The sequence below is a fragment of the Bradyrhizobium sp. LLZ17 genome (genome assembly GCF_041200145.1).
Lineage (GTDB): Bacteria > Pseudomonadota > Alphaproteobacteria > Rhizobiales > Xanthobacteraceae > Bradyrhizobium.
This window is the reverse complement of sequence record NZ_CP165734.1, coordinates 664,814-686,633: the sequence shown is the minus strand read 5'-3', so window position 1 is coordinate 686,633 and position 21,820 is coordinate 664,814. Positions and strand designations below refer to the sequence as shown.

Sequence of the window (21,820 nt, the reverse complement as noted above, 5' to 3'; positions counted from 1 at the left end):
TCGTAAACCTCTCGTTAAGGACCTTCGGCCGTCGTGGGCTGCATGGCCGTCAGAACCGTCACGGCGGCCTGAAAGTCCCTCAGACGGGCGGCGCGGCGGGCGGCCGATTCCTCGTCCACGCCCCACTTCTCGGCATTCCAGTCCTCATCGGCGTAGGCAGCCGCCCAGACCTGGTCCGCGTCGCGCACCCCGTGCGCCAGCGCCAGCGCCAGCAGGGCCGAACCAGTCAGGGTCGTGATCACGTGGAGCGCTGCCACCGACCACGCATCCTGTGGCAGTGCGGCGCGCGCAGCCTGAATGGCCTCATCCGGTTGCTTCACGTGCATGATGCCTTCGGACAGAATGAAATGGGCCCCAAGCGTCTCCGCGGCCCAGAACAGCACGGGATCCCAATGCGCGGCCTCGCGGGCGACCAACCCCTCGGGATGACCGGCACGGTAGAACAGCAGGTCGGACTGAAGGTAGTTGGCGAGGTCGTCGGTGACGAGATCGACGCGATCGACGACGCCCTCGACCACGCTGTTGGCAATCCGGGTCAGCGGCATGCTCAGGGGGGCGATCGTCTCCCCCTGCGCCGCCCATTCCGCGGCAACTGCATCGGCAAGCGCGCGCGAGGGGATCACCACCTGGCGGCCCGAGGGCGTGCGGATCGGCTTGCCGTCGAGCGTGATGGCAAAACCGCCCTCGGCCTCGGCAACACCAGCCTCCTTATAAAAGCGCTTGCGCTGCGGCTTGCGCGCGGCCTGGCGGACCGCCTCCTGCGGATCGAGCGGGGATCGCCCCGCCATCTCGTCGAAAAGTTCACGCATTTGGTTTTTGGCCCCGGACGCACAATGCTAGGCCTTTAAGATAAGACCGGCGGCCGATAAAGCGAGCGGCGGGATGAGGGAACTTGCAGGCATTCTGGCGCTCTTCGCCGGGTTTTGCCTGGCCACCGCGCAGGCCGGCTTCCGCAGCCCGGAATCGCTGGTGCGCAACGTCTATGCCTATTATGGCGAGGGCACGCCGGAGCTGTCCAAAGGCCTGCCGCGGGATGCCGCGACCGCGCGGCAATTCTTCGACCCCAGCCTGCGCAAGGCGTGGTCCGCGCCAAGGGCCGAGCCCTATGACTTCCTGGTGCAGAGCCCAAGCTGGAAGCTCGGCCCGGTCGCGATCGCAATCCTGCGCAAGCAATACGACAAGACCTACGTCGCGGCGAAGTTCGACAATCACGGCCGGCCGGTGACGCTGAACTTCATCCTGGTCAACGGGCCGGAGGGATGGCTGATCGCGGATGTCGAAAGCCCGCATGACAGCCTGCGGATGTTTCTGGAGCAGTTTCGGAAGTGAGCGGCACCAACCACCGCTGTCTCCACGCCGTAATTGCGAGCGCAGCGAAGCAATCCAGAAGTCTTTCCGCGGGGACAGACTGGATTGCTTCGTCGCAAGAGCTCCTCGCAATGACGGGGCTAGCAGCGGCGCCTCATAGCACCACTACTCTTCCGGCGCGTTCTCGATCGGATCAAACCGGGTTGCATCCAACCCGAGCAGATTCCACGACTGCTGCATATGCTGCGGCAGCGGCGCGGTGGCGTCGATCACGCCGCCGCGCGGATGCGGGATCACGATGCGGCGCGCCAGCAGGTGCAGCCGGTTTTGCAAGCCGCCCGGCAATTGCCAATTCTCGATGTTGAAATATTTGGGATCGCCAACGATGGGATGACCGATATGCGCCATGTGCGCGCGGAGCTGGTGGGTGCGCCCCGTCACCGGCTTCAACGAGACCCAGGTCAGCTTGTTGCCGGCGGTTTCGACCACCGCGTAGTAAGTGACCGCATGGCTCGCGCCCTCGTCGCCATGCTGCGCGATGCGCATGATGGTGTCGTCCTCGCTCTCCTCCTTGGCAAGGAAGGTCGAGATGCGGCCCTGCTTCGGCTTCGGCAGGCCCGGCACCAGCGCCCAGTAGGTTTTCCGCGCCGAGCGCGAGCGGAAGGCGCCAGTCAGATGGCTCGCGGCGAAGCGCGTCTTGGCGACGAGCAGACAGCCCGATGTCTCGCGGTCGATCCGGTGCACAAGGCGCGGCTTCTGTCCCTTGGAATCGCGCATCACCTCGAGCATCTGGTCGATGTGCCGTGTCAGGCCCGAGCCGCCCTGCACCGCGAGCCCGGCGGGCTTGTTCAGCACGAGAACGTCGTCGTCCTCGTAGATCGTCATCTCCTTCAGCGCAGCAAGCGTCTTCTGGGCGGCTTCCGACAGCGAGCCGGGCGCCGCTTTCGGCGCATCCAGCTTCAACGGCGGAATGCGGACGCTCTGCCCCTCCTCCAGCCGGTCCTTGCTGTCGACACGCTTGCCGTCGACGCGCAGCTCGCCTTTGCGGACGACGCGCTGGATGTGGGAGAACGACAGGCCGGGAAAGCGCGCTTCCAGGAAACGATCGACGCGCATGTTGTTCTCGTCGGCGGTGACGGTGACGGTCTGCACCTTGGTCGGCAGCGCCTCGACAGGCTTGGCCGGCGCAACCCTTTCCAGCTCGGCTTTTGGCGGACGCCGCTCGGCGCGCTCCGCCGCAAACCGCGGCGGTTTTGCACCCGACTTGCTACCCGGTCGCGGCCCGGCCTTCTTCACGCTACGGGCCTTGAACGGGCGTGAATCGTCGCGCTCGTCACGCGAACGGGGCTTTGGGTTCATTCTCTTGATGCGGCGGCTCATGGTTGCCTGCGTACCCTAAAAGCCGGCCCCCGTCACGGCGAAATGGCCGTTTCTAGCGCGAGCCGCCCCGCTCCTTGCGCAGCTTGGCCCAGTAATCCAGCCGCTTGCGGATCTCCCGCTCGAAACCGCGGTCCGGCGGGTCGTAGAAGGTCTGACGGCCGAGGGCCTCTGGAAAGTAGTCCTGCCCCGAAAAGGCCTCCGGGGTGTCGTGGTCGTATTCGTAAGACGCGCCGTAGCCTTCCGACTTCATCAGCTTGGTCGGTGAATTCAGGATGTGTTTTGGCGGCAGCAGCGAGCCAGCCTGCTTTGCCGTCTGCATGGCGGCGCCGAAGGCGGTGTAGACCGCGTTCGATTTCGGGGCAGTGGCGAGATAGACCACCGCTTGCGCAATGGCGAGTTCGCCCTCGGGATGGCCGAGAAAGTCGAACGCATCCTTTGCGGCATTGGCGATGACGAGCGCCTGCGGATCGGCGAGCCCGATGTCCTCGACCGCCATGCGCACGACGCGGCGGGCCAGAAACAGCGGGTCCTCGCCTGCATCGAGCATGCGCGCGAGATAATACAGCGCGGCGTCGGGATCGGAGCCGCGCACCGATTTATGCAGGGCCGAGATCAGGTTGTAGTGGCCGTCGGCGGATTTGTCGTAGATCGGCGCGCGGCGCTGCAAGATGTCCTGCAATTGGGCGGCGTCAAAGATCTCGTCCTTGCGGGCGGCGCGCCAGACCTCTTCGGCGAGCGTCAGCGCGGCGCGGCCATCGCCGTCGGCCATGCGCACGAGCACGGCGCGCGCTTCCGCATCGAGCGGCAGCTTGCGGCCTTCGACCGCTTCGGCATGCACGAACAGCTTCTCGATCGCAGCCGCGTCGAGCGAATGAAATACCAGCACACGCGCGCGCGACAAAAGCGCCGCGTTGAGCTCGAAGGACGGATTCTCGGTGGTGGCGCCGACCATGACGACCGTGCCGTCTTCCATCACCGGCAAGAATGAATCCTGCTGGGCACGATTGAAGCGGTGCACCTCGTCGACGAACAACAGCGTGCCCTTTCCCATCTCGCGGCGGGCGCGCGCGGCTTCAAAGGCTTTCTTGAGATCGGCGACGCCGGAGAACACCGCGGAGATCTGCTCGAAATGCAGGTCGGTCGCATCCGCCAGCAGCCGCGCCACCGTGGTCTTGCCAGTGCCCGGCGGCCCCCAGAACACCAGCGAGCCCAGCGTGCGCGTCTCCAGCATGCGGGTCAGCGCGCCATCGGGGCCGAGGATGTGATCCTGACCGACGACCTCCGCCAGCGCACGCGGCCGCAGCCGGTCCGGCAGCGGATGCGGAGCTTCGTGATCGAGCCCCGCCGCGGCAAACAGCGTCGGCGTCTCCTGTGGTCGCTTCGGACTCATCCGCCCAGCGTGACGTTGATCTGCTGGCCGCCGCGCACCAGCGTGATGCGCCACAGCCGCTGGCTTGCGGCCGCCGCCTTCTCGAGATCGCCGGTCTTGCCGATCTTCTGACTGTTGACGGCGAGGATGATGTCACCCTTCTGGAAGCCGACACCGGCTGCCGGCGAGTCGTCGCCGAGCTCGGTGATGACGACGCCTTCGGTGTCGGCATCGAGATGCAGCTCGTCGGCAACCGCAGGCGTGATGGTCGAGACCTTCGCACCCTGGAACGGCGAGCGTGTCGTGATGACGAGCTCGTTGCGGCCCGAATCCGGCGCGGTCTCCAGCGCCACCGCCAGCTTCACCGGCTTGCCGCCGCGCTGCACGTCGATCTGCGCCGTACCGCCCAGCGGCCGCGTCGCGAAGCGATAGTCGAACGCGTTGGGGTCATCCACGCTCTGGCCGTCGATCGCAACGATCAGGTCGGAGGATTTCAACCCGGCCTTGGCGGCCGGCCCATTCGGGACCACGCTTGCGACCAGCGCGCCGGACGGCGAGCGCAAGCCGAGGCTTTCCGCGATGTCGGGTGTCACCGCCTGGAGACGTGCACCAAGCCAAGGACGCTTCACCGCCTTGCCGCCGCCCTTGGCGGAGGCGACGACCACACGCACCATATTCGCCGGAATCGCAAAGCCGATGCCCTGCGAGCCGCCGGAGCGCGAATAGATCGCGGTGTTGATGCCGGCGAGCTTGCCGCTCATATCGACCAGCGCGCCGCCGGAATTGCCGGGATTGATCGGGGCATCGGTCTGGATGAAGAACTGGTAGTCGGTGATGCCGACCTGGGTGCGCGCGAGCGCCGAGATGATGCCGTGGGTCACGGTCTGGCCGACGCCGAACGGATTGCCGATCGCCAGCACGACATCGCCGACCATCAGCTCATCCGAATTGGTGAAGTCGAGCGTCGGAAACTTCTCCTTGGTGTCCTTCAGGCGCAGCACCGCGAGATCGCTGCGGGTATCCTTCAGCACGATGTCGGCCTCGAACTCACGCTTGTCCGACAGCGACACCTTGACCTGGTCGGCGCCTTCGATGACGTGGACATTGGTGACGACGAGGCCGGAAGCGTCGACGATGACCCCGGAGCCGAGCGAACGCTGCATCTGCTCGGGCTGCTGGCCCGGGACGCCGAAGAAGCGACGGAAGATCGGGTCGTCCAGAAGCGGGTTGCGATTCTGCACCATCTTGGCGGCATAGACATTGACGACCGCGGGCTGCACCCGCTGGACGATTGGCGCGTACGACAACCGCAGCTCTGCCGGCGACGACGGGACGCGACGGTCCTGGGCGGACGCCAGATTGAGACTGGCCGAAAAAGCAAGGCACGATGCCGTCACGACGGCGGTCCAGATCGATCGAAACATTCCTACCTCTCGGAAAAGACGCCGGAATATAGGCGCGTTCGCCCCCCATTAGAAGGCCGCCGGACGGCAATATTCAGCCCGCTTCTGGCGCCTTTCGGGCTGCAAGCTTTGCGAGCGGGCCGACAATTTGCCTCGCCGCGCATTGGCATGACGCCCGTCATCTTGCATTCTGGACGGACGGATTCGGTTGCGACGAATTTACATCAGTGGGAACCGGCAACCGTGATGCGCCGTCGCGGAGCAGTCATCGATCGTTCTTAGGCTCTGCGCTTTCGACTTGGGAAGCTCGTCAACCGAAGGAGTGATGACGTGAGCAAAGCAAGATTCATGGCCACGGCGATTGGTCTCGCGGGCGCGCTGGCGGCCTCGCAAGTGCAGGCAGAATCGGCGAGCAATAGCGAGCAGGAGATCGCACTGCTGAAGCAGCAATTGAAAATGCTCGAGCAGAAGCTCGACAGACTGCAAAGCCAGACCACTGCGAACGCAGCGGCCACGGCGAAGACCAAGGCCGAGGTAAAGGCTGAAGCCAAAGCCGAAGCCCGCTCCGAAGCGAAGGCCGTCGTCGCCAACGCCAATGCTGCGATTCCAGTCAAGGGCCCTGCACCGGCATCCGGCGTTGTCGTAACGATGCCGAACAACCGGCCGACGATCTGCACCGCCGACCAGGCGAACTGCGTCGCCATTACCGGGCGCGTGCATTGGGATGTCGGCGGCTACGACTATCGTCCCAACACCGCGGCCACCGTGCCGCAGAGGCTCGACAGCGGCGAGAACGTCCGCCGCGCCCGCATCGGGCTCGCCGGCAAATTCTTCAACGACTGGAATTTCGCACTGGTCTATGATTTCGGCGGCACCTCCGACGGATTTGGCGGGGCAGCTCCGGGATCGCTGCCCGGCGGCGGCATCTCGGGCCTCGAGAACGCCTATCTCAGCTACACCGGCTTGAAGCCGTTCGGCGGAAGGATGGCGGTCGAAGCCGGCATCATGGACCTGCCCTACACGCTGGACGAAGCCACGAGCTCCAACGACATCATGTTCATGGAGCGGGCTTCGCCTGGCGTCATCGCCACCAACATCGCCGCCGGCGACTTCCGCTCCGCGGCCGGCACGCGGTGGTACAACGACCAGCTCTGGATCGGCGGCTATGTCACGGGACCTGCGGCGGGCGCGATCCACTCCGCCTCGAGCGCCGCGCCAGCCGGCACCAGCGAGCAGTACGGGGCCGTGGCGCGTGTTGCAGGCAATCCCATCAGCGGCAAGGACTATTCGGTGCATCTCGGCGCCGATGCGCAGTGGCTGATGCAGCCGCCGCGCAATCTCATCGCCAACACACAGACGGTCACGCTGAGCGACCGTCCGGAATTGCGTCTCGACCCGACGACGCTGGTGTCGACCGGTGCGATCGCCAATGTCTCGGGCGCGCAGGTGTACAGTCTCGAGGCGGCCGCGACCTACGGTCCGCTGATCCTCCAGGGTGAGTATTTCTGGTACAATGTCGATCGCACCGCCAACACCGGCGTGCCGCTGGTCGGTGCCTCGAGCCTGAAGTTCCAGGGCGGTTACGCGCAGGCCGGCTACGTCCTGACAGGCGAAGGTCGCAGCTACAACGCGGCCAACGCCGCCTATAACGGCGTCAAGCCGGCGCATCCGTTTTCGCTCGACGGCGGCGGCTGGGGCGCGTGGGAAGTCGCTGGACGCGTGAGCCAGATCGACCTCAACGATCAGCTCGCGACCGCCAGTGGCGTCGCCGGTGGACGCCAGACCGTCTACACGCTCGCGCTCAACTGGTATGTCAACGGCAATGTCCGCTTCATGCTCGACTACCTGCATGGCAATATCTCCAAGCAGGCCTCGCCGGTCTCGACCGCCGATGTCGGTTCGAAATTCGATGCCGTGGCGATGCGCACGCAATTTGCGTTCTGATGCGATCTACCATTGATGGAGACAAGCCATGAAGGCCGTCGGCTACAAAAAGTCGCTTCCAATCGAGGATACGAATTCGCTGATCGATTTCGAGACCGCAAAACCCGAGCCAAAGGGACGCGACATCCGTGTTGCCGTGAAGGCGATCTCGGCCAATCCGGTCGATTACAAAGTACGCAAGCGCGCCGCCCCGCCCGAAGGTGAGGTGAAAATACTGGGCTACGACGCCGCCGGCGTGGTCGACGCCGTCGGGTCCGAGGTGACGCTGTTCAAGCCGGGCGACGAGGTGTTCTACGCCGGCTCGATCCTGCGCCAGGGTACCAATTCCGAATTCCACCTGGTCGACGAGCGCATCGTCGGCAACAAGCCGAAGTCGCTCTCGTTCGCGCAGGTCGCCGCCCTGCCCCTGACTTCCATCACCGCGTGGGAATTGTTGTTCGATCGGCTCGGCGCGGTGCCCGGCAAGAGCGTCGATCCGCGCACGCTGCTGATCACCGGCGGTGCCGGGGGCGTCGGCTCGATCCTGATCCAGCTCGCCCGCCGCCTGACCGGACTGACCGTGCTCGCCACCGCGACGCGGCCGGAATCGCAAAAATGGTGCCTCGATCTCGGCGCGCATGCGGTGATCGACCATGGCAAGCCGATGAAGGAGCAGATCGAGAAGCTCAGGCTGCCGCCCGTCGCGCTGGTGGCGAGCCTCACCTTCACCGACCAGCACTACAAGGCGATCGCCGATATCATGGCGCCGCAGGGCAAGTTCGGCCTGATCGACGATCCCCCGGAATTCACCGTGAGCGTGTTCAAGGGCAAGGCGATCTCGGTGCACTGGGAATCGATGTTCACGCGCTCCTCGTTCCAGACGCCGGACATGATCGCGCAGCATCACCTGCTGGGCGACGTCGCCGACCTCATCGACAAGGGCGTCTTGCGTACCACCCTCGACCAGACCTTCGGCACGATCAACGCGTCCAACCTCAAGCGCGCCCATGCGCTGCTCGAGAGCGGCAAGTCGCGCGGCAAGATCGTGCTGGAGGGGTGGTAGGCTTCAATCCGAGGCGGGCGGCGGCTTCGTCTCCGGCGAAAGCGTCGCCCGCTCGATAAAGCCCTTTGCGAGGGCGTGATAGATGCCCTCTTCGCAGATCAATCGAGACACGAAGTGCGCAATCAGCGCCGCCGTCATCAACGGCACCACCATGCCGTGATTGTCGGTCATCTCGGTCACGATCACGAACGCGGTGATCGGCGCCTGCACGACACCGGCAAAATAGGATACCATGCCGAGCAGCATGATCGCGCCGAGCGGTGCATCGTGAAACAGCTGCGCGACATTGCTGCCGAGGCCGGCACCGATGGCCAGCGAAGGTGAGAAGATGCCGCCGGGGATGCCGCTAATCGCGGCGAAGGTCGTCGCGAGAAATTTGAGCACGCCAAAATCCTGCGGCAGAGGCGAACCGTGCTCCAGCGACATCTTCACCTGCTCGTACCCGGTGCCATAGATGGTATCGCCGGAGACCAGGCCGCAGCCGGCAACGGCAAAGCCACAGGCCAGCGCGAACCACAGCGGGTGGGCCTTGATGGCGTGCCCAACGGAATTGGGAAGCCCCCGCGACATGGTGATGACGGTTCGGCTGAAGAGCCCGCCGAGCACACCCCCAGCCACGCCGCAGGCGGGCACCGCCAGCCAGTCGATGCCGCGGGCGAGCGACATCGCGCTGCTGCCGAAATAGGTGTAGTTGCCCATCAACGCCAACGACGTCAGGCCTGCCGCGATGACCGCGGCGATGATGAGGCTGCTGGTGCGCGTCTCGAAAGCGCGGCTCATCTCCTCGATCCCGAACACGATGCCGGCCAGCGGGGTATTGAACGCCGCGGCGACCCCAGCTGCCGCGCCGGCCAGGATCAATCCGGGTTGACGGCGCGGCGAGACGCGGCCGATCGCGAACATGACGGAGGCGCCGACCTGCACCGTGGGCCCTTCCCGCCCGACCGATGCCCCGCACAGCAGTCCAAACAGGGTGAGGATCATCTTGCCAACGGCAATGCGCATCGAGACGAGCCGCCCCCGCGCCGCCTGATCGCTCAGATGCCGCGCGGCAATGGCTTGCGGAATTCCACTGCCCTGGGCACCGGGAAACACCCGGATGGTGAGAAAGGCCGACAGCATGAAGCCGAGCGGCGTCACCAGCAGGACCGCATAGCGCGAATAGGCAAGCAGCAGCCTGAAGGCGTGCTGGGCGAGGTCGGCGAGTTGGGCCAGGGCCACGGCCGCGGCGCCAACGACAATCCCGCCCAACAGAAAAATCGCCCGCCGCTGCCAGCGGGCAGACGTGATTCTCAACCGCCGCTTGTTGCGAAGAGACCTGACCATGATCATGAGGCCGATCTTTAGCCGGTCGCAGCGCAAATGAAAGCGGCAAGCGAGCAGACCAGTCAGTCCGGAACTGCGCCCTCGACGAACATCAGCCGCCGCTCCAGAGCCGTTCGCCGCAGTTTCAGGGCCTCGGCATATTCAGCCGATGCGTACCATTCGCGCGCGCGAGCCATCGAAGGAAACTCCACAATGATGATGGTCTTGGGCGGCGGGCCGCCCTCCACCAATTCGGTGGCGCCGCCGCGCGCGAGGTAGCGGCCGCCATAGCGCGCAATGGTTTGTGCGGCGAGCGTGCGATAGGCCTGCATCGCGGCCTGGTCGCGCACCTCGACCTCGGAAATCACATAGGCCGGCATCTGCACGCCTCACGCGATCGTATTGACGATGCCGCCTTCCGCGCGAAGCGCCGCGCCGTTGGTCGCGGACGCCTGCTTGGACGCGACGTAGACCACCATATTGGCGATCTCCTCGACGCTGGCGAAGCGTTGCAGCAGCGAGCTCGGCCGATGCTGCTTGACGAAATTGGCCGCGGCCTCATCCACCGACTGCCCGTTCTGCTTGGCCAGATCCTTCACGAAGGTCGCGACGCCTTCCGACATGGTCGGACCCGGCAGCACCGAATTGACGGTGACGCCGGTGCCACCGGTGAGCTGCGCCAGGCCCCGCGCGACCGAGAGCTGCGCCGTCTTGCTCATGCCGTAATGGATCATCTCGACGGGAATGTTGAGCCCGGACTCCGAGGAGATGAAGACGATGCGGCCCCAATTGCGCTGGAGCATGCCTTTCAAATACGCCCGCGACAGCCGCACGCCGCTCATCACATTGACCTCGAAAAAGCGGCTCCAGTCCTCGTCGGGGATGTCGAAAAAGTCCTTTGGCTCGAAGATGCCGGCATTGTTGATGAGGATGTCGACCTCCGGCAGCGCCGCGACAAGCGCCTTGCATCCGGCCGCGGTCGAGACGTCAGCGGCGATGCCGCGAACCTTGCCCCCCGCTGTTTCCAGCTTGCGCACCGCCGCATCCACCTTGTCCTGGCCGCGCCCGTTGATCACGACGCTGGCGCCCGACGCGGCAAGGCCCTTGGCAATGGCGTGGCCGATGCCGGCTGTCGAACCGGTCACGAGGGCAGTCTTTCCGGAAAGGTCGATGTTCATGCGCGATCTCCGTTGATGTCGACGGAGATATTGGGCGTTGCCAGCGTCCTGGCAATCAGCGCTCACCGATGCGTGAGGGAAGATGGATAGTGTCGTCCCGGCCTTCGCCGGGACGACACCTCAGTAGCCGATGAAACAACTGCGCCGACAAAAAAACGGCGCCCAAGGCGCCGCTTTCTCGAAACTTGATACCGACCGGCTTACGCCGCCTCGGCTTCCTTCGCCTGCACCGGACCGGAGTCCTGGCCCTTGGCGTCGACGTCGCGGTCGACGAACTCGATGACGGCCATCGGCGCGTTGTCGCCGTAGCGGAAGCCAGCCTTGATGATACGGGTGTAGCCGCCCTGGCGGTCCTTGTAGCGGGTGGCCAGCGTGTCGAACAACTTGCGGACCTGATCCTTGTCGCGCATCTCGGAGATCGCCTGGCGGCGCATGGCCAGGCCGCCCTTCTTGCCGAGGGTGACGAGCTTCTCGACGATCGGGCGCAGCTCCTTGGCCTTCGGCAGCGTGGTAACGATCTGCTCGTGCTTGATCAGCGCGGCCGCCATGTTGGCGAACATCGCCTTGCGGTGCTCGGCGGTGCGGTTGAGCTTCCGATGAACCTTGCCGTGACGCATGTGTCTATTCCTTACGTAAAGATTGCCGCGACGGTTCGTCGGACATGTTGCTCAGGTGGGCTGCCTGCGTTCGCCCGCTAAAGCGCGATGATTTCGCGCTTTAGCCTGTGGTGAGTTCGGATCAGTAGTGATCCTCGAAGCGCTTGGCGAGCTCGTCGATGTTCTCCGGCGGCCAGCCCGGCACTTCCATGCCGAGATGCAGACCCATCTGGGCCAGCACTTCCTTGATCTCGTTCAGCGACTTGCGGCCGAAGTTCGGGGTGCGGAGCATTTCCGCTTCCGACTTCTGCACGAGGTCGCCGATGTAGACGATGTTGTCGTTCTTCAAGCAGTTGGCCGAACGCACCGACAGCTCGAGCTCGTCCACCTTCTTGAGGAAGGCCGGGTTGAAGGCGAGGTCCGGGATGATCTCCTGGGCGACTTCCTTGCGCGGCTCTTCGAAGTTGACGAACACGTTGAGCTGGTCCTGGAGGATGCGCGCGGCATAGGCCACGGAATCATCCGGCGTCAGCGCGCCGTTGGTCTCGATCGTCATGGTCAGCTTGTCGTAGTCGAGGATCTGGCCCTCGCGGGTGTTCTCGACCTTGTAGGAGACCTTGCGGACCGGCGAGTACAGGCTGTCGACCGGGATCAGACCGATCGGCGCGTCCTCGGGACGGTTGCGCTCGGCCGGCACGTAGCCCTTGCCGGTCGCGACCGTGAACTCCATGCGGATCTCGGCGCCCTCGTCCAGCGTGCAGATCTGCAAATCCGGATTGAGCACCACGACGTCGCCCACGGTCTGGATGTCGCCGGCGGTGACCACGCCGGGGCCGGACTTCTTCACGACCATGCGCTTGGGGCCTTCGCCCTGCATCTTGATCGCGATGTCCTTGATATTGAGCACGATGTCGGTGACGTCCTCACGGACGCCGGCGATCGAGGAGAACTCATGCAGCACGCCGTCGATATGCACCGACTGCACCGCCGCGCCCTGGAGCGAGGAGAGCAGAATGCGGCGCAGCGCATTGCCGAGCGTCTGGCCGAAGCCGCGCTCGAGCGGCTCCGCGACGATGGTCGCAAAACGGTTCGAATCGCTGCCGGGCTGGACCTGGAGCTTGTTCGGCCGAATCAGTTCTTGCCAATTTTTCTGGATCGTCACTGTTTCACCCATACAGGCCAGTCAAACTGCTGTCGCAGACACTGGCGTTGGAGAAAGGCCGCAGGTCATTCCCGCGGCTTTGCAAAAAGTCATTGCGGGCGACGATGCGCCCGCAACTTCGTATCAGACGCGCCGACGCTTACGCGGACGGCAACCGTTGTGCGGGATCGTGGTCACGTCGCGGATCGAGGTGACGGTGAAGCCTGCGGCCTGGAGCGCGCGGAGCGCCGACTCACGACCCGAACCGGGACCGGCGACTTCGACTTCCAGCGTGCGCATGCCGTGCTCTTGCGCCTTCTTGGACACGTCTTCAGCTGCGACCTGCGCGGCGTACGGGGTCGACTTGCGCGAGCCCTTGAAGCCCATCGTGCCGGCGGAGGACCAGGCAATGGTGTTGCCCTGCGCGTCGGTGATGGTGATGGTCGTGTTGTTGAACGACGAGTTCACGTGCGCGACGCCGGAGGCGATGTTCTTGCGCTCACGACGACGAACGCGGGTGGCTTCCTTGCCCATAGAGTACCTTTCCTGGAGATCTCAAACGCCGCCGTAATGCCAGCGGCTACACCTGTGGATGCGAATGGTGAGCTGCGAATGGCGAATAGGGATGCTCCCTACTCGCCATTCGCCATTCCCTATTCGCGAGTTTACTTCTTCTTGCCGGCGATGGCCTTGGCCGGGCCCTTGCGCGTGCGCGCATTGGTGTGGGTACGCTGGCCGCGCACCGGCAGACCGCGACGATGACGCAGGCCGCGATAGCAGCCGAGGTCCATCAGACGCTTGATGTTGATACCGACTTCACGACGCAGATCGCCCTCGACGAGGTAGTCGCGGTCGATGACTTCGCGGATCTGAAGCACTTCGGCATCGCTGAGCTGATTGACACGACGATCCGCCGGGATCTTCACCTTCTCGATGATTTCGCCGGCAATCTTCTCGCCGATGCCATGGATGTACTGAAGCGCGATCAGCACGCGCTTGTTGGTGGGAATGTTCACGCCGGCAATACGGGCCACGGCCTTCTCTCCTGTTGCCGATCCCTCGTCAGGAATCAGGCTTTAAGTGCTTGGTTTCTCGGGCAGGTGTTCACAAACGCGAACACGACGCCCACCCCTGGTCTTCCTGGGGCCCGGCATCGTCTGAAACTATCCGACTTGGATGCGGGGCTTATTAAGGGATTCAGGGGGCTTTCGTCAACCGCTGCTAGCGCTTAGCTCGCCTTTTCGTGACCTTTTTTGCGGCCTTCTTGGCCCCCTTTTTGACAGCCTTCTTGGCGGCCTTCTTGGCCGCCTTCTTCGCCGTCTTCCTGGTCGCCTTCACAGCCTTCTTCGCTGGCTTTTTGGTCGCTTTGGCAGGTTTTTTGGCCGTTTTCGCCGGCTTTTTGGCAGCTTTGGCCTTCGTGACCGCCTTCTTGCCGGCAGCTGCTGTGACCGAGCTCCGGGCGTGGCCTTTGGGTTCGACCGCCCCCAGCGCCAGCAACTGGCGGTGGATGGCGCGGGTCACCTCGTCGATGGCCATCATGCCATCGATGGTCGAAAGCTTCCGCCGCTCGGAATAGTAGTGAATCAGGGGTTCCGTCAGGCTGCGATAGCTGGCGAGTCGCTTGGTCAGGACTTCCGGCGTGTCGTCGACCCGGACTTCCTCGCCACGTTCCCGCATCTGCGCCACGCGGGTCTCGACGCGGTTCAACAAGGCGCTCTCGTTGACGCGAAGCTCGATCACGGCGTCGAGCTTGAGGTGCTTGTGCTTGAGCAGCTCATCCAGCGCTTCCGCCTGCGGCACGGTGCGCGGGAAGCCGTCCAGGATGAAACCATTGCGCGCGTCGGGCTGGTCGATCCGGTCGGAGATGATTCCAACCACGACGTCGTCGGGCACGAGGCCGCCGCGGGCCATGATCTCCTTGGCCTTCAGCCCGACCGGCGTACCGGCCGCCACGGCCGCGCGCAACATTTCGCCGGTCGAGAGCTGGATGATGCCATAGCGCTGCACCAGCCGCTGCGCCTGGGTCCCCTTGCCCGACCCCGGCGGCCCCAGAAGTATAATTCTCATCGGCGTACGCCCCCCGGATTGGTGAGCGATATGTCGCGCACCTGTGTTTGAAGATCAGCAACAGTGCAAACCATAATCGGCGCCACACCGCTACCCATATCATAGGGGAGCGGATGCCCGGACGCCAACAACGGCTTTGAAATCAGTGATTGAAGCGCAGTGAAAGCAGCGCTGCCGATGTGACCGAACGGTCCGTCCGCATCTCGCGGAAACCGCGCAGCTGGGCGCGGTGAATCGGCGATATAAGTCGAAAGAGGACGCCGCGCCTCAGCGGCGGCGGCCCCGCAGCTTCGACTTCCGAATCAGCCCCTCATACTGATGCGCCAGCAGATAGCCCTGCACCTGCGCCACCGTGTCCATGGTGACGCTGACGACGATCAGCAGCGAGGTGCCGCCGAAGTAGAACGGCACCGAGGCGTAGGAGATCAGGATCTCCGGGATCAAGCAGACGATCGCGAGGTAGATCGCACCGAGCACGGTGATGCGCGACAGCACGTAGTCGATATATTCGGCGGTGCGCTCGCCGGGACGGATGCCCGGGATGAAGCCGCCGTGCTTCTTCAGGTTGTCCGCGGTCTCGGTCGGGTTGAACACGATCGCGGTGTAGAAGAACGCGAAGAACACGATCAGCGCGAGATAGAGAATCAGGAACAGCGGACGGCCGTGGCCGAGCTGCGTCGTGATCCACTGGAACCACTCCGGACCGCGGCCCGCGTTGAAATTCGCAACCGTGGTCGGCAGCAACAGCAGCGAGGATGCGAAGATCGGCGGGATGACGCCCGAGGTGTTGAGCTTGAGCGGCAGATGCGAGGACTGGCCCTCGAACATCTTGTTGCCGACCTGGCGCTTCGGATACTGGATCAGGAGCCGGCGCTGGGCGCGCTCCATGAACACGATGAAGGCGATCACGGCGACCGCCATCACGATCACGACCAGAATCAGGCCGGTCGACATCGCGCCCTGACGACCGAGCTCGAGCATGTTGGCGAGCGCCGAAGGCAGCTCGGCGACGATGCCGGACAGGATAATCAGCGAGATGCCGTTGCCGATGCCGCGCGAGGTGATCTGCTCGCCGAGCCACATCAGGAACATGGTGCCGCCGGTCAGGGTGATCGCGGTGGAGAGACGGAAGAACATGCCGGGGTCGCTGACGACGTTGCCGGCGCCTTCGAGGCCGACCGCAATACCGTAGGACTGGAACGCGGCCAGGATCACCGTGAGATAGCGGGTGTACTGGTTCAGCAGCTTGCGGCCCGACTCGCCTTCCTTCTTCAGCGCCTCGAGTTGCGGCGAGACGGTGGTCAGGAGCTGGATGATGATCGAAGCCGAAATGTACGGCATGATGTTCAGCGCGAAGATCGCCATGCGGTGAATGCCGCCGCCGGCGAACATGTTGAACATGCCGAGGATGCCGCCGGCCTGCGACTTGAACACCTGCTCCCAGATGTTGGGGTCGATGCCGGGCAGCGGAATGTAGGTGCCGAGCCGATAGACCAGCAACGCACCCAGGGTGAACCAGATGCGCTTCTTCAGCTCGTCGGCTTTGGCGAACGCGCCGAAATTGAGGTTGGCTGCCAGTTGTTCCGCTGCTGAGGCCATTTTGGACTTTCTCCCGCCGCCGTTTGCGCCGTCATGCCCGCAGCCGGGCAAATCGGCAGACGCCGGACATTATCTGGTGCTCGGCTTCGATAAGTCCATCGTCCCGCATGCGTATGGCCCGCAAGGCGCGGGCCAATGACGCAGTTGTTACGCCGCCTCGCCTTCTTCCTTGGGAGCGGCGAGGATCTTCACCGAGCCGCCGGCCTTCTCAACGGCCGCGATCGCGGTCTTCGAGGCGCCGTGCACTTCGATGTTGAGCTTGGCCTTGAGCTCGCCGCGGCCAAGCAGCCGCAGACCACCCTTGGCGCGGCGCAGCACGCCGGCCTTCACCAAAGCCTCGACGTTCACAACGCTCCCGGCGTCGACCTTCTTGGCATCGACCGCTTCCTGGAGCCGGTCGAGGTTGATCTCGACGAACTCGACGCGGAAGATGTTCGTGAAGCCGCGCTTCGGCAGACGGCGATGCATCGGCATCTGGCCGCCTTCGAAACCCTTGATGCGCACGCCCGAGCGCGCGGTCTGGCCCTTGCCACCGCGGCCAGCCTGCTTGCCCTTGCCCGAACCGATGCCACGGCCGACGCGCATACGCTTCTTGCGCGAGCCGGCGTTGTCGGCGATATCGCTGAGCTTCATCGCCCTGCTCCTTGTTTCCTGCTCATGATCTCGCCCGAAAACCGGTACCCGGCTTGCGGGATCACGCGCCTTGCTTACTTCTCGTCGACGATGCGGACGAGATGGTGAACCTTGTCGATCATGCCGCGGACGGCCGGAGTATCCGGCAGTTCGCTGACGCGGCCGATCTTGTTGAGCTTGAGCCCGATCAGCGTCGAACGCTGCGAGTGATGGCGGCGGATCGCGCTGCCGGTCTGCTCAAGCTTGATCGTCTTTGCGGCTTTGGCCATCGTGGTCTACTCCGAAAAGATTCCGTTACTCGGCAGCCACTTCGGCATCGCCGCCGATGCGACGGGCCTGCAGGGTGGACACCTTAATGTTGCGGCGGGCTGCGACCGAACGCGGCGAATCCTGGTGCTTCAGCGCGTCGAAAGTCGCGCGCACCATGTTGTACGGGTTCGACGAGCCGATCGACTTCGCCACCACGTCCTGGACGCCGAGCGTCTCGAACACGGCGCGCATCGGGCCGCCGGCGATGATGCCGGTACCGGCCGGAGCAGCACGCAGATAGACCCGGCCCGCGCCATGACGGCCCGCAATGTCGTGGTGCAGCGTGCGGCCCTCGCGCAGCGACACGCGGGTCAGATTGCGCTTGGCGGACTCGGTGGCCTTGCGGATCGCCTCAGGAACTTCGCGTGCCTTGCCGTGACCGAAGCCGGCGCGGCCCTTCTGATCGCCGATCACGACCAGCGCTGCGAAACCGAAGCGCTTGCCGCCCTTGACGACCTTGGCCACGCGGTTGATGTGGACCAGCTTGTCGACGAACTCGCTGTCACGCTCCTCGCGCTGCTGGCGGTCACGACCGCCGCGTTGATCGCGTCCACCACGTTGTTCGCGTTCTGCCATTTTTCCAATCCTTCAGAGGCTTGCGCCTCAATCCTCAAATTCTGTTAGAAGCTCAGCCCACTCTCACGCGCCGCGTCGGCCAGCGCCTTGACGCGCCCGTGATAGAGATAGCTGCCGCGATCGAACACGACTTCCTTGACGCCCTTCTCGGCAGCGCGCTCGGCCAGCAGCTTGCCGACCGCCTTCGCCGCATCGATGTCGGCGCCGGTCTTGCCGCCGTCGCGCATCGACTTCTCGAGCGAGGAGGCAGAGGCCAGCGTCTCGCCCTTCAGGTCGTCGATGACCTGGGCGTAGATGTGCTTCGACGAGCGGAACACGGACAGACGCGGACGGCCGCCACCGGAGCGGCGCAACTTCAGCCGCACACTCCGCTTGCGCCGGGCATTCGTAACCTTGGCTTTCGACATGACCGGCTCCGTTACTTCTTCTTGCCTTCCTTGCGGAAGATGAATTCGCCAACATACTTCACGCCCTTGCCCTTGTAGGGCTCCGGCGGACGATAGGAGCAGATCTCGGCGGCGACCTGGCCGACACGCTGGATGTCGCTGCCCGTCACCGTGATTTCGGTCGGCTTCGGCACGGTGATCGTGATCCCTTCCGGAATCGTGTAGACCACGTCGTGGCTGTAGCCGAGCGCGAGCTGCAGGTTCTTGCCCTGCAGCGCGGCGCGGTAACCGACGCCGGTGATTTCGAGCTTCTTCTCGAAGCCCTTGGTGACGCCTTCGACCAGATTCGCCACCTGGGCGCGAGCCGTACCGTACAGCGCCCGCGCGCGGTTGGTCTCGACCCGCGGGTTCACCTTGACCTGGCCGTTGTCGAGCTTCACCTCGACGTCGTCATGGACGACGAACTGAAGCTGGCCCTTGGGCCCCTTCATCTTGACGGTCTGCCCGTCGACGGACGCGGTCACACCCGACGGCACCGCTACCGGCCTTTTGCCAACTCGTGACATGGATCAAAAATCCTTCTCCAGAACACCGTGAAGAGGACTTCACCGCCCACGTTCGCTTCACGCGCACTGTGGTCGGCCATGATCCCCTTCGGCGTCGACAACACCGAAATACCGAGTCCGTTATTGACCCGCGGCAGGTTCTTCACCGAGGCGTAAACGCGACGCCCGGGCTTGGAGACCCGCTCGATCTCGCGGATGACGGGCTCGCCGTCGAAATACTTCAACTCGATCTCGATCTCGCTGCGGCCCGAGGAATGCTCGAGCGTCGCGTAACCGCGGATGTAGCCCTCGCTCTTCAGCACTTCGAGGACGTTCTCGCGCATCTTCGAACCAGGCGTGGAGACCTTGTTCTTGGCGCGCATCTGCGCGTTGCGGATGCGGGTGATCAGATCGCTGATTGGATCGTGCGTGGACATCTAAACGACCCTCCTTACCAGCTCGACTTGACGAGGCCCGGGACCATGCCCTTGGAGCCAAGTTCGCGCAGCGCGATACGGGACAGCTTGTTCTTGCGATAGTTCGAGCGCGAACGGCCCGACAGCTCGCAACGCAGACGAATGCGCGTCGCCGACGAATTGCGCGGCATCTCGGCAAGCTTCAGGGTCGCGGCAAACCGCTCCTCCATCGGCAGCGTCTTGTCGCCGATGATCGCCTTCAACCGTTCGCGCTTCGGGGCGGCGTTCTTCGTCATCCGCTTGCGCCGGTTGTTCTTCTCGATTGAACTCTTCTTTGCCATGCTTGGCTCCTGGGTATCCGCGTTTGAGAGGCTTTAGGTCAGCGTCTCACTGCCGGAACGGGAAATTGAAAGCGGTCAACAAGGCCCTCGCCTCGTCGTCGGTCTTGGCCGTGGTGCAGACGGTGATGTCCATACCGCGGGCTTCGGTGACCTTGTCGAAGTCGATTTCGGGGAAAATGATGTGTTCCTTGATGCCGAGCGAATAGTTGCCGCGGCCGTCGAAGCTCTTCGGGTTCAGGCCGCGGAAGTCGCGGACGCGCGGCAGCGCGACCGTCACCAGGCGATCGATGAACTCGTACATACGGGCCTTGCGCAGCGTGACCTTGCAGCCGATCGGCTGGTTCTCACGCAGCTTGAAGGTCGCGATCGCGACGCGCGAATAGGTCACGATCGCCTTCTGGCCGGCGATCTGGGTCAATTCGGCAGCGGCGTTCTCGGCCTTCTTGCGGTCGTTGACGGAATCACCAACGCCCATGTTCAGCACGACCTTGTCCAGCCGCGGAACCTGCATGACGTTGTCATAACCGAACTTCTCGGTCATCTCCGTCCGGATCTTCGCGTCGTATTCCGCGCGCAGGCGCGGGGTGTAAGCGGTCTCAGCCATCGATCTCAGCTCCCGAGCTCTTGGCGATGCGAACTTTCTTGCCGTCCGCCAGAATCTTGAATCCGACGCGCGTCGGCTTTCCGTCCTTGCCGATATAGGCGACGTTGGACAATTGGATCGGCGCCTCTTTCGAGATGATGCCGCCCTCCTGGGCCTGCGTCTGCTTCTGGTGACGCTTGACCATGTTGATGCCGCGCACGAGCGCCGTGCCGGCGTCCGGACGCACCTCGAACACTTCGCCGGTGCGGCCCTTGTCGCGACCGGTCAGCACGACGACCTTGTCGCCCTTGCGGATCTTCGCAGCCATCACAGCACCTCCGGCGCGAGCGAGATGATCTTCATGTGGTTCTTGGCGCGCAGCTCGCGCGGCACGGGCCCGAAGATACGGGTGCCGACCGGCTCGGCCTGGTTGTTGATCAGGACGGCGGCGTTGCGGTCGAAGCGGATGACCGAACCGTCAGCGCGGCGGATGTCCTTGCGGACGCGCACCACGACGGCCTTCATCACGTCGCCCTTCTTCACCTTGCCACGCGGAATCGCTTCCTTGATCGAGACGACGATGATGTCGCCGATCGTGGCGTAGCGGCGCTTGGAGCCCCCGAGCACCTTGATACACATGACACGGCGTGCGCCAGAATTATCGGCCACGTCGAGGTTGGTCTGCATCTGAATCATTGATGCACCTCGTCCTCTTCTCTTTGCGCCAGCCTAGCCGGCGCTCAACATTTACCTGAAGTCAGTCGGCCAAAGCCAACAGATCAGGCGCTTTTCTTGTGTTCGCCCCGGATCACGATCCAGCGCTTCAACTTCGAAATCGGCTTCGATTCCTCGATCCACACCACATCGCCCGGCTTGAACTCGTTGCCTTCGTCGTGCGCGTGGTAGTTCTTCGAACGGCGGATCGTCTTCTTGTAGATCGGGTGCGTGAAGCGGCGGTCGACGCGCACCACGACGGTTTTGGCTGTCTTGTCGCTGACGACCACGCCTTGCAAAGTACGTTTTGGCATCTTCGTAAGCCTCTTACTTCTTCTTCGCGCGCTGCTGCGCGGCGACGGTCTTGATCCGGGCGATGTCACGACGGGCCTCGCGCAGCCGCGAGGTATTCTCGAGCTGGCCGGTGGCGCGCTGGAAGCGCAGGTTGAAGCGCTCCTTCTTCAGGTTCAGCACAGCATCATCCTGCTGGTCGGGGCTCAGCGCGCGGATGTCTTCGATCTTCATCTGGGCCATGGCCATTACTCCGCAATGCGTTCGACGAAGCGCGTCTTGATCGGCAGCTTGGCGGCCGCCAGCGTCAGCGCCTCGCGCGCGGTCTGGGTGTTGACGCCGTCGATCTCGAACAGCACCCGGCCCGGCTTGACGCGCGCCACCCACAGTTCCGGCGCGCCCTTGCCGGAGCCCATGCGGACTTCGGCCGGCTTCTTCGACACCGGAACGTCGGGGAACACGCGAATCCAGACCCGGCCGGCGCGCTTCATGTGGCGGGTCAGCGCGCGGCGAGCGGCTTCGATCTGGCGCGCGGTGACGCGCTCAGGCTCGGTCGCCTTCAGGCCGAACTGGCCGAACGCCAACGTCGCACCCGAAGACGCCACGCCGTGGATACGGCCCTTATGCGCCTTCCGGAACTTCGTTTTCTTAGGTTGCATCATGGCTTCAAGCCCTCAAATTCTCTGTGCTGGCG

The 21,820-nt window shown here is 64.1% G+C and carries 29 protein-coding genes; 3 read left to right on the top strand and 26 right to left on the bottom strand.

Annotation, left to right across the window (positions count from 1 at the left end; translation table 11 throughout):
* Nucleotides 1-14 precede the first annotated feature (14 nt).
* On the bottom strand, nucleotides 15-809 hold the full coding sequence (locus AB8Z38_RS03385) for an ATP12 family chaperone protein (protein ID WP_369723127.1): 795 nt from the start codon (nucleotides 807-809) through the stop codon (nucleotides 15-17).
* A gap of 73 nt (nucleotides 810-882) precedes the next feature.
* On the opposite strand from AB8Z38_RS03385, the gene AB8Z38_RS03380 reads away from it, so the two are divergent.
* Nucleotides 883-1,329 (top strand): hypothetical protein, encoded by a 447-nt coding sequence (locus AB8Z38_RS03380; RefSeq protein WP_369723126.1) that lies wholly within the window; start codon nucleotides 883-885, stop codon nucleotides 1,327-1,329.
* Nucleotides 1,330-1,473: 144 nt separating this feature from the next.
* Here the strand turns inward: AB8Z38_RS03380 and AB8Z38_RS03375 are convergent, their stop codons facing one another.
* The 3 genes from AB8Z38_RS03375 to AB8Z38_RS03365 are packed head-to-tail and all read right to left on the bottom strand — an operon-like array spanning nucleotide 1,474 to nucleotide 5,481.
* Entirely contained in the window at nucleotides 1,474-2,688 is a 1,215-nt protein-coding gene (locus AB8Z38_RS03375; RefSeq protein WP_369723125.1) for an RluA family pseudouridine synthase, read from the bottom strand.
* Between the two features lie 52 nt (nucleotides 2,689-2,740).
* Nucleotides 2,741-4,078, bottom strand: coding sequence for a replication-associated recombination protein A (locus AB8Z38_RS03370; RefSeq protein ID WP_369723124.1), 1,338 nt, complete (start codon nucleotides 4,076-4,078; stop codon nucleotides 2,741-2,743).
* On the bottom strand, nucleotides 4,075-5,481 hold the full coding sequence (locus AB8Z38_RS03365; protein WP_369723123.1) for a DegQ family serine endoprotease: 1,407 nt from the start codon (nucleotides 5,479-5,481) through the stop codon (nucleotides 4,075-4,077). Before AB8Z38_RS03365 ends, AB8Z38_RS03370 begins: the two co-directional genes overlap by 4 nt.
* Before the next feature lie 327 nt (nucleotides 5,482-5,808).
* Here AB8Z38_RS03365 and AB8Z38_RS03360 point away from each other — a divergent pair, with 327 nt between their 5' ends.
* Complete coding sequence (locus AB8Z38_RS03360; RefSeq protein WP_369726733.1) at nucleotides 5,809-7,404, top strand: OprO/OprP family phosphate-selective porin; 1,596 nt, start codon at nucleotides 5,809-5,811, stop codon at nucleotides 7,402-7,404.
* Between the two features lie 28 nt (nucleotides 7,405-7,432).
* Nucleotides 7,433-8,446 carry a zinc-binding alcohol dehydrogenase family protein gene (locus AB8Z38_RS03355; RefSeq protein ID WP_369723122.1) on the top strand — a complete coding sequence of 338 codons (1,014 nt, stop codon included), beginning with the start codon at nucleotides 7,433-7,435 and terminating at the stop codon, nucleotides 8,444-8,446.
* Between the two features lie 3 nt (nucleotides 8,447-8,449).
* Here AB8Z38_RS03355 and AB8Z38_RS03350 read toward each other — a convergent pair whose 3' ends face one another.
* The 22 genes from AB8Z38_RS03350 to rplP form a co-directional block, all read right to left on the bottom strand.
* Nucleotides 8,450-9,772 carry a chloride channel protein gene (locus tag AB8Z38_RS03350; RefSeq protein WP_369726732.1) on the bottom strand — a complete coding sequence of 441 codons (1,323 nt, stop codon included), beginning with the start codon at nucleotides 9,770-9,772 and terminating at the stop codon, nucleotides 8,450-8,452.
* A 62-nt stretch (nucleotides 9,773-9,834) separates the two neighbouring features.
* Nucleotides 9,835-10,131 carry a DUF1330 domain-containing protein gene (locus tag AB8Z38_RS03345; protein ID WP_369723121.1) on the bottom strand — a complete coding sequence of 99 codons (297 nt, stop codon included), beginning with the start codon at nucleotides 10,129-10,131 and terminating at the stop codon, nucleotides 9,835-9,837.
* A gap of 9 nt (nucleotides 10,132-10,140) precedes the next feature.
* Entirely contained in the window at nucleotides 10,141-10,929 is a 789-nt protein-coding gene (locus AB8Z38_RS03340) for an SDR family NAD(P)-dependent oxidoreductase (RefSeq protein ID WP_369723120.1), read from the bottom strand.
* Nucleotides 10,930-11,129: 200 nt separating this feature from the next.
* Nucleotides 11,130-11,546: a 50S ribosomal protein L17 gene (rplQ, locus tag AB8Z38_RS03335; protein ID WP_369723119.1), complete on the bottom strand. Its 417-nt coding sequence runs from the start codon at nucleotides 11,544-11,546 to the stop codon at nucleotides 11,130-11,132.
* A 121-nt stretch (nucleotides 11,547-11,667) separates the two neighbouring features.
* Nucleotides 11,668-12,699, bottom strand: coding sequence for a DNA-directed RNA polymerase subunit alpha (locus AB8Z38_RS03330; RefSeq protein WP_369723118.1), 1,032 nt, complete (start codon nucleotides 12,697-12,699; stop codon nucleotides 11,668-11,670).
* Nucleotides 12,700-12,810: 111 nt separating this feature from the next.
* Nucleotides 12,811-13,200, bottom strand: coding sequence for a 30S ribosomal protein S11 (gene rpsK / locus AB8Z38_RS03325; protein ID WP_007603045.1), 390 nt, complete (start codon nucleotides 13,198-13,200; stop codon nucleotides 12,811-12,813).
* A gap of 131 nt (nucleotides 13,201-13,331) precedes the next feature.
* The gene (gene rpsM, locus AB8Z38_RS03320; protein WP_045008199.1) at nucleotides 13,332-13,700 is read right to left on the bottom strand and encodes a 30S ribosomal protein S13; all 369 of its coding nucleotides are present in this window, start codon (nucleotides 13,698-13,700) and stop codon (nucleotides 13,332-13,334) included.
* Nucleotides 13,701-13,887: 187 nt separating this feature from the next.
* Nucleotides 13,888-14,733 (bottom strand): adenylate kinase, encoded by an 846-nt coding sequence (locus AB8Z38_RS03315; RefSeq protein ID WP_369723117.1) that lies wholly within the window; start codon nucleotides 14,731-14,733, stop codon nucleotides 13,888-13,890.
* A 267-nt stretch (nucleotides 14,734-15,000) separates the two neighbouring features.
* Nucleotides 15,001-16,332, bottom strand: coding sequence for a preprotein translocase subunit SecY (secY, locus tag AB8Z38_RS03310; RefSeq protein ID WP_354139697.1), 1,332 nt, complete (start codon nucleotides 16,330-16,332; stop codon nucleotides 15,001-15,003).
* A 147-nt stretch (nucleotides 16,333-16,479) separates the two neighbouring features.
* On the bottom strand, nucleotides 16,480-16,965 hold the full coding sequence (rplO, locus tag AB8Z38_RS03305) for a 50S ribosomal protein L15 (protein WP_369723116.1): 486 nt from the start codon (nucleotides 16,963-16,965) through the stop codon (nucleotides 16,480-16,482).
* Nucleotides 16,966-17,039: 74 nt separating this feature from the next.
* A complete protein-coding gene (rpmD, locus tag AB8Z38_RS03300; RefSeq protein ID WP_369723115.1) occupies nucleotides 17,040-17,234 on the bottom strand; it encodes a 50S ribosomal protein L30 in 195 nt (64 codons plus the stop codon).
* Nucleotides 17,235-17,259: 25 nt separating this feature from the next.
* Entirely contained in the window at nucleotides 17,260-17,850 is a 591-nt protein-coding gene (gene rpsE / locus AB8Z38_RS03295) for a 30S ribosomal protein S5 (protein WP_369723114.1), read from the bottom strand.
* A 44-nt stretch (nucleotides 17,851-17,894) separates the two neighbouring features.
* Nucleotides 17,895-18,257 carry a 50S ribosomal protein L18 gene (rplR, locus tag AB8Z38_RS03290; protein ID WP_007603036.1) on the bottom strand — a complete coding sequence of 121 codons (363 nt, stop codon included), beginning with the start codon at nucleotides 18,255-18,257 and terminating at the stop codon, nucleotides 17,895-17,897.
* An 11-nt stretch (nucleotides 18,258-18,268) separates the two neighbouring features.
* Entirely contained in the window at nucleotides 18,269-18,802 is a 534-nt protein-coding gene (rplF, locus tag AB8Z38_RS03285; protein WP_369723113.1) for a 50S ribosomal protein L6, read from the bottom strand.
* On the bottom strand, nucleotides 18,775-19,218 hold the full coding sequence (rpsH, locus tag AB8Z38_RS03280) for a 30S ribosomal protein S8 (RefSeq protein WP_369723112.1): 444 nt from the start codon (nucleotides 19,216-19,218) through the stop codon (nucleotides 18,775-18,777). Before rpsH ends, rplF begins: the two co-directional genes overlap by 28 nt.
* A gap of 14 nt (nucleotides 19,219-19,232) precedes the next feature.
* Nucleotides 19,233-19,538 carry a 30S ribosomal protein S14 gene (gene rpsN / locus AB8Z38_RS03275; protein ID WP_369723111.1) on the bottom strand — a complete coding sequence of 102 codons (306 nt, stop codon included), beginning with the start codon at nucleotides 19,536-19,538 and terminating at the stop codon, nucleotides 19,233-19,235.
* Between the two features lie 46 nt (nucleotides 19,539-19,584).
* On the bottom strand, nucleotides 19,585-20,142 hold the full coding sequence (rplE, locus tag AB8Z38_RS03270) for a 50S ribosomal protein L5 (RefSeq protein WP_369723110.1): 558 nt from the start codon (nucleotides 20,140-20,142) through the stop codon (nucleotides 19,585-19,587).
* A complete protein-coding gene (gene rplX / locus AB8Z38_RS03265; RefSeq protein ID WP_369723109.1) occupies nucleotides 20,135-20,449 on the bottom strand; it encodes a 50S ribosomal protein L24 in 315 nt (104 codons plus the stop codon). Before rplX ends, rplE begins: the two co-directional genes overlap by 8 nt.
* The gene (rplN, locus tag AB8Z38_RS03260; protein WP_008549246.1) at nucleotides 20,449-20,817 is read right to left on the bottom strand and encodes a 50S ribosomal protein L14; all 369 of its coding nucleotides are present in this window, start codon (nucleotides 20,815-20,817) and stop codon (nucleotides 20,449-20,451) included. The genes rplX and rplN overlap by 1 nt, the downstream gene beginning before the upstream one ends.
* A gap of 83 nt (nucleotides 20,818-20,900) precedes the next feature.
* A complete protein-coding gene (rpsQ, locus tag AB8Z38_RS03255; protein ID WP_369723108.1) occupies nucleotides 20,901-21,149 on the bottom strand; it encodes a 30S ribosomal protein S17 in 249 nt (82 codons plus the stop codon).
* A gap of 13 nt (nucleotides 21,150-21,162) precedes the next feature.
* Nucleotides 21,163-21,369 carry a 50S ribosomal protein L29 gene (rpmC, locus tag AB8Z38_RS03250; RefSeq protein WP_045008782.1) on the bottom strand — a complete coding sequence of 69 codons (207 nt, stop codon included), beginning with the start codon at nucleotides 21,367-21,369 and terminating at the stop codon, nucleotides 21,163-21,165.
* Nucleotides 21,370-21,374: 5 nt separating this feature from the next.
* On the bottom strand, nucleotides 21,375-21,788 hold the full coding sequence (gene rplP / locus AB8Z38_RS03245) for a 50S ribosomal protein L16 (RefSeq protein WP_063982581.1): 414 nt from the start codon (nucleotides 21,786-21,788) through the stop codon (nucleotides 21,375-21,377).
* Between the last annotated feature and the right edge of the window lie 32 nt (nucleotides 21,789-21,820).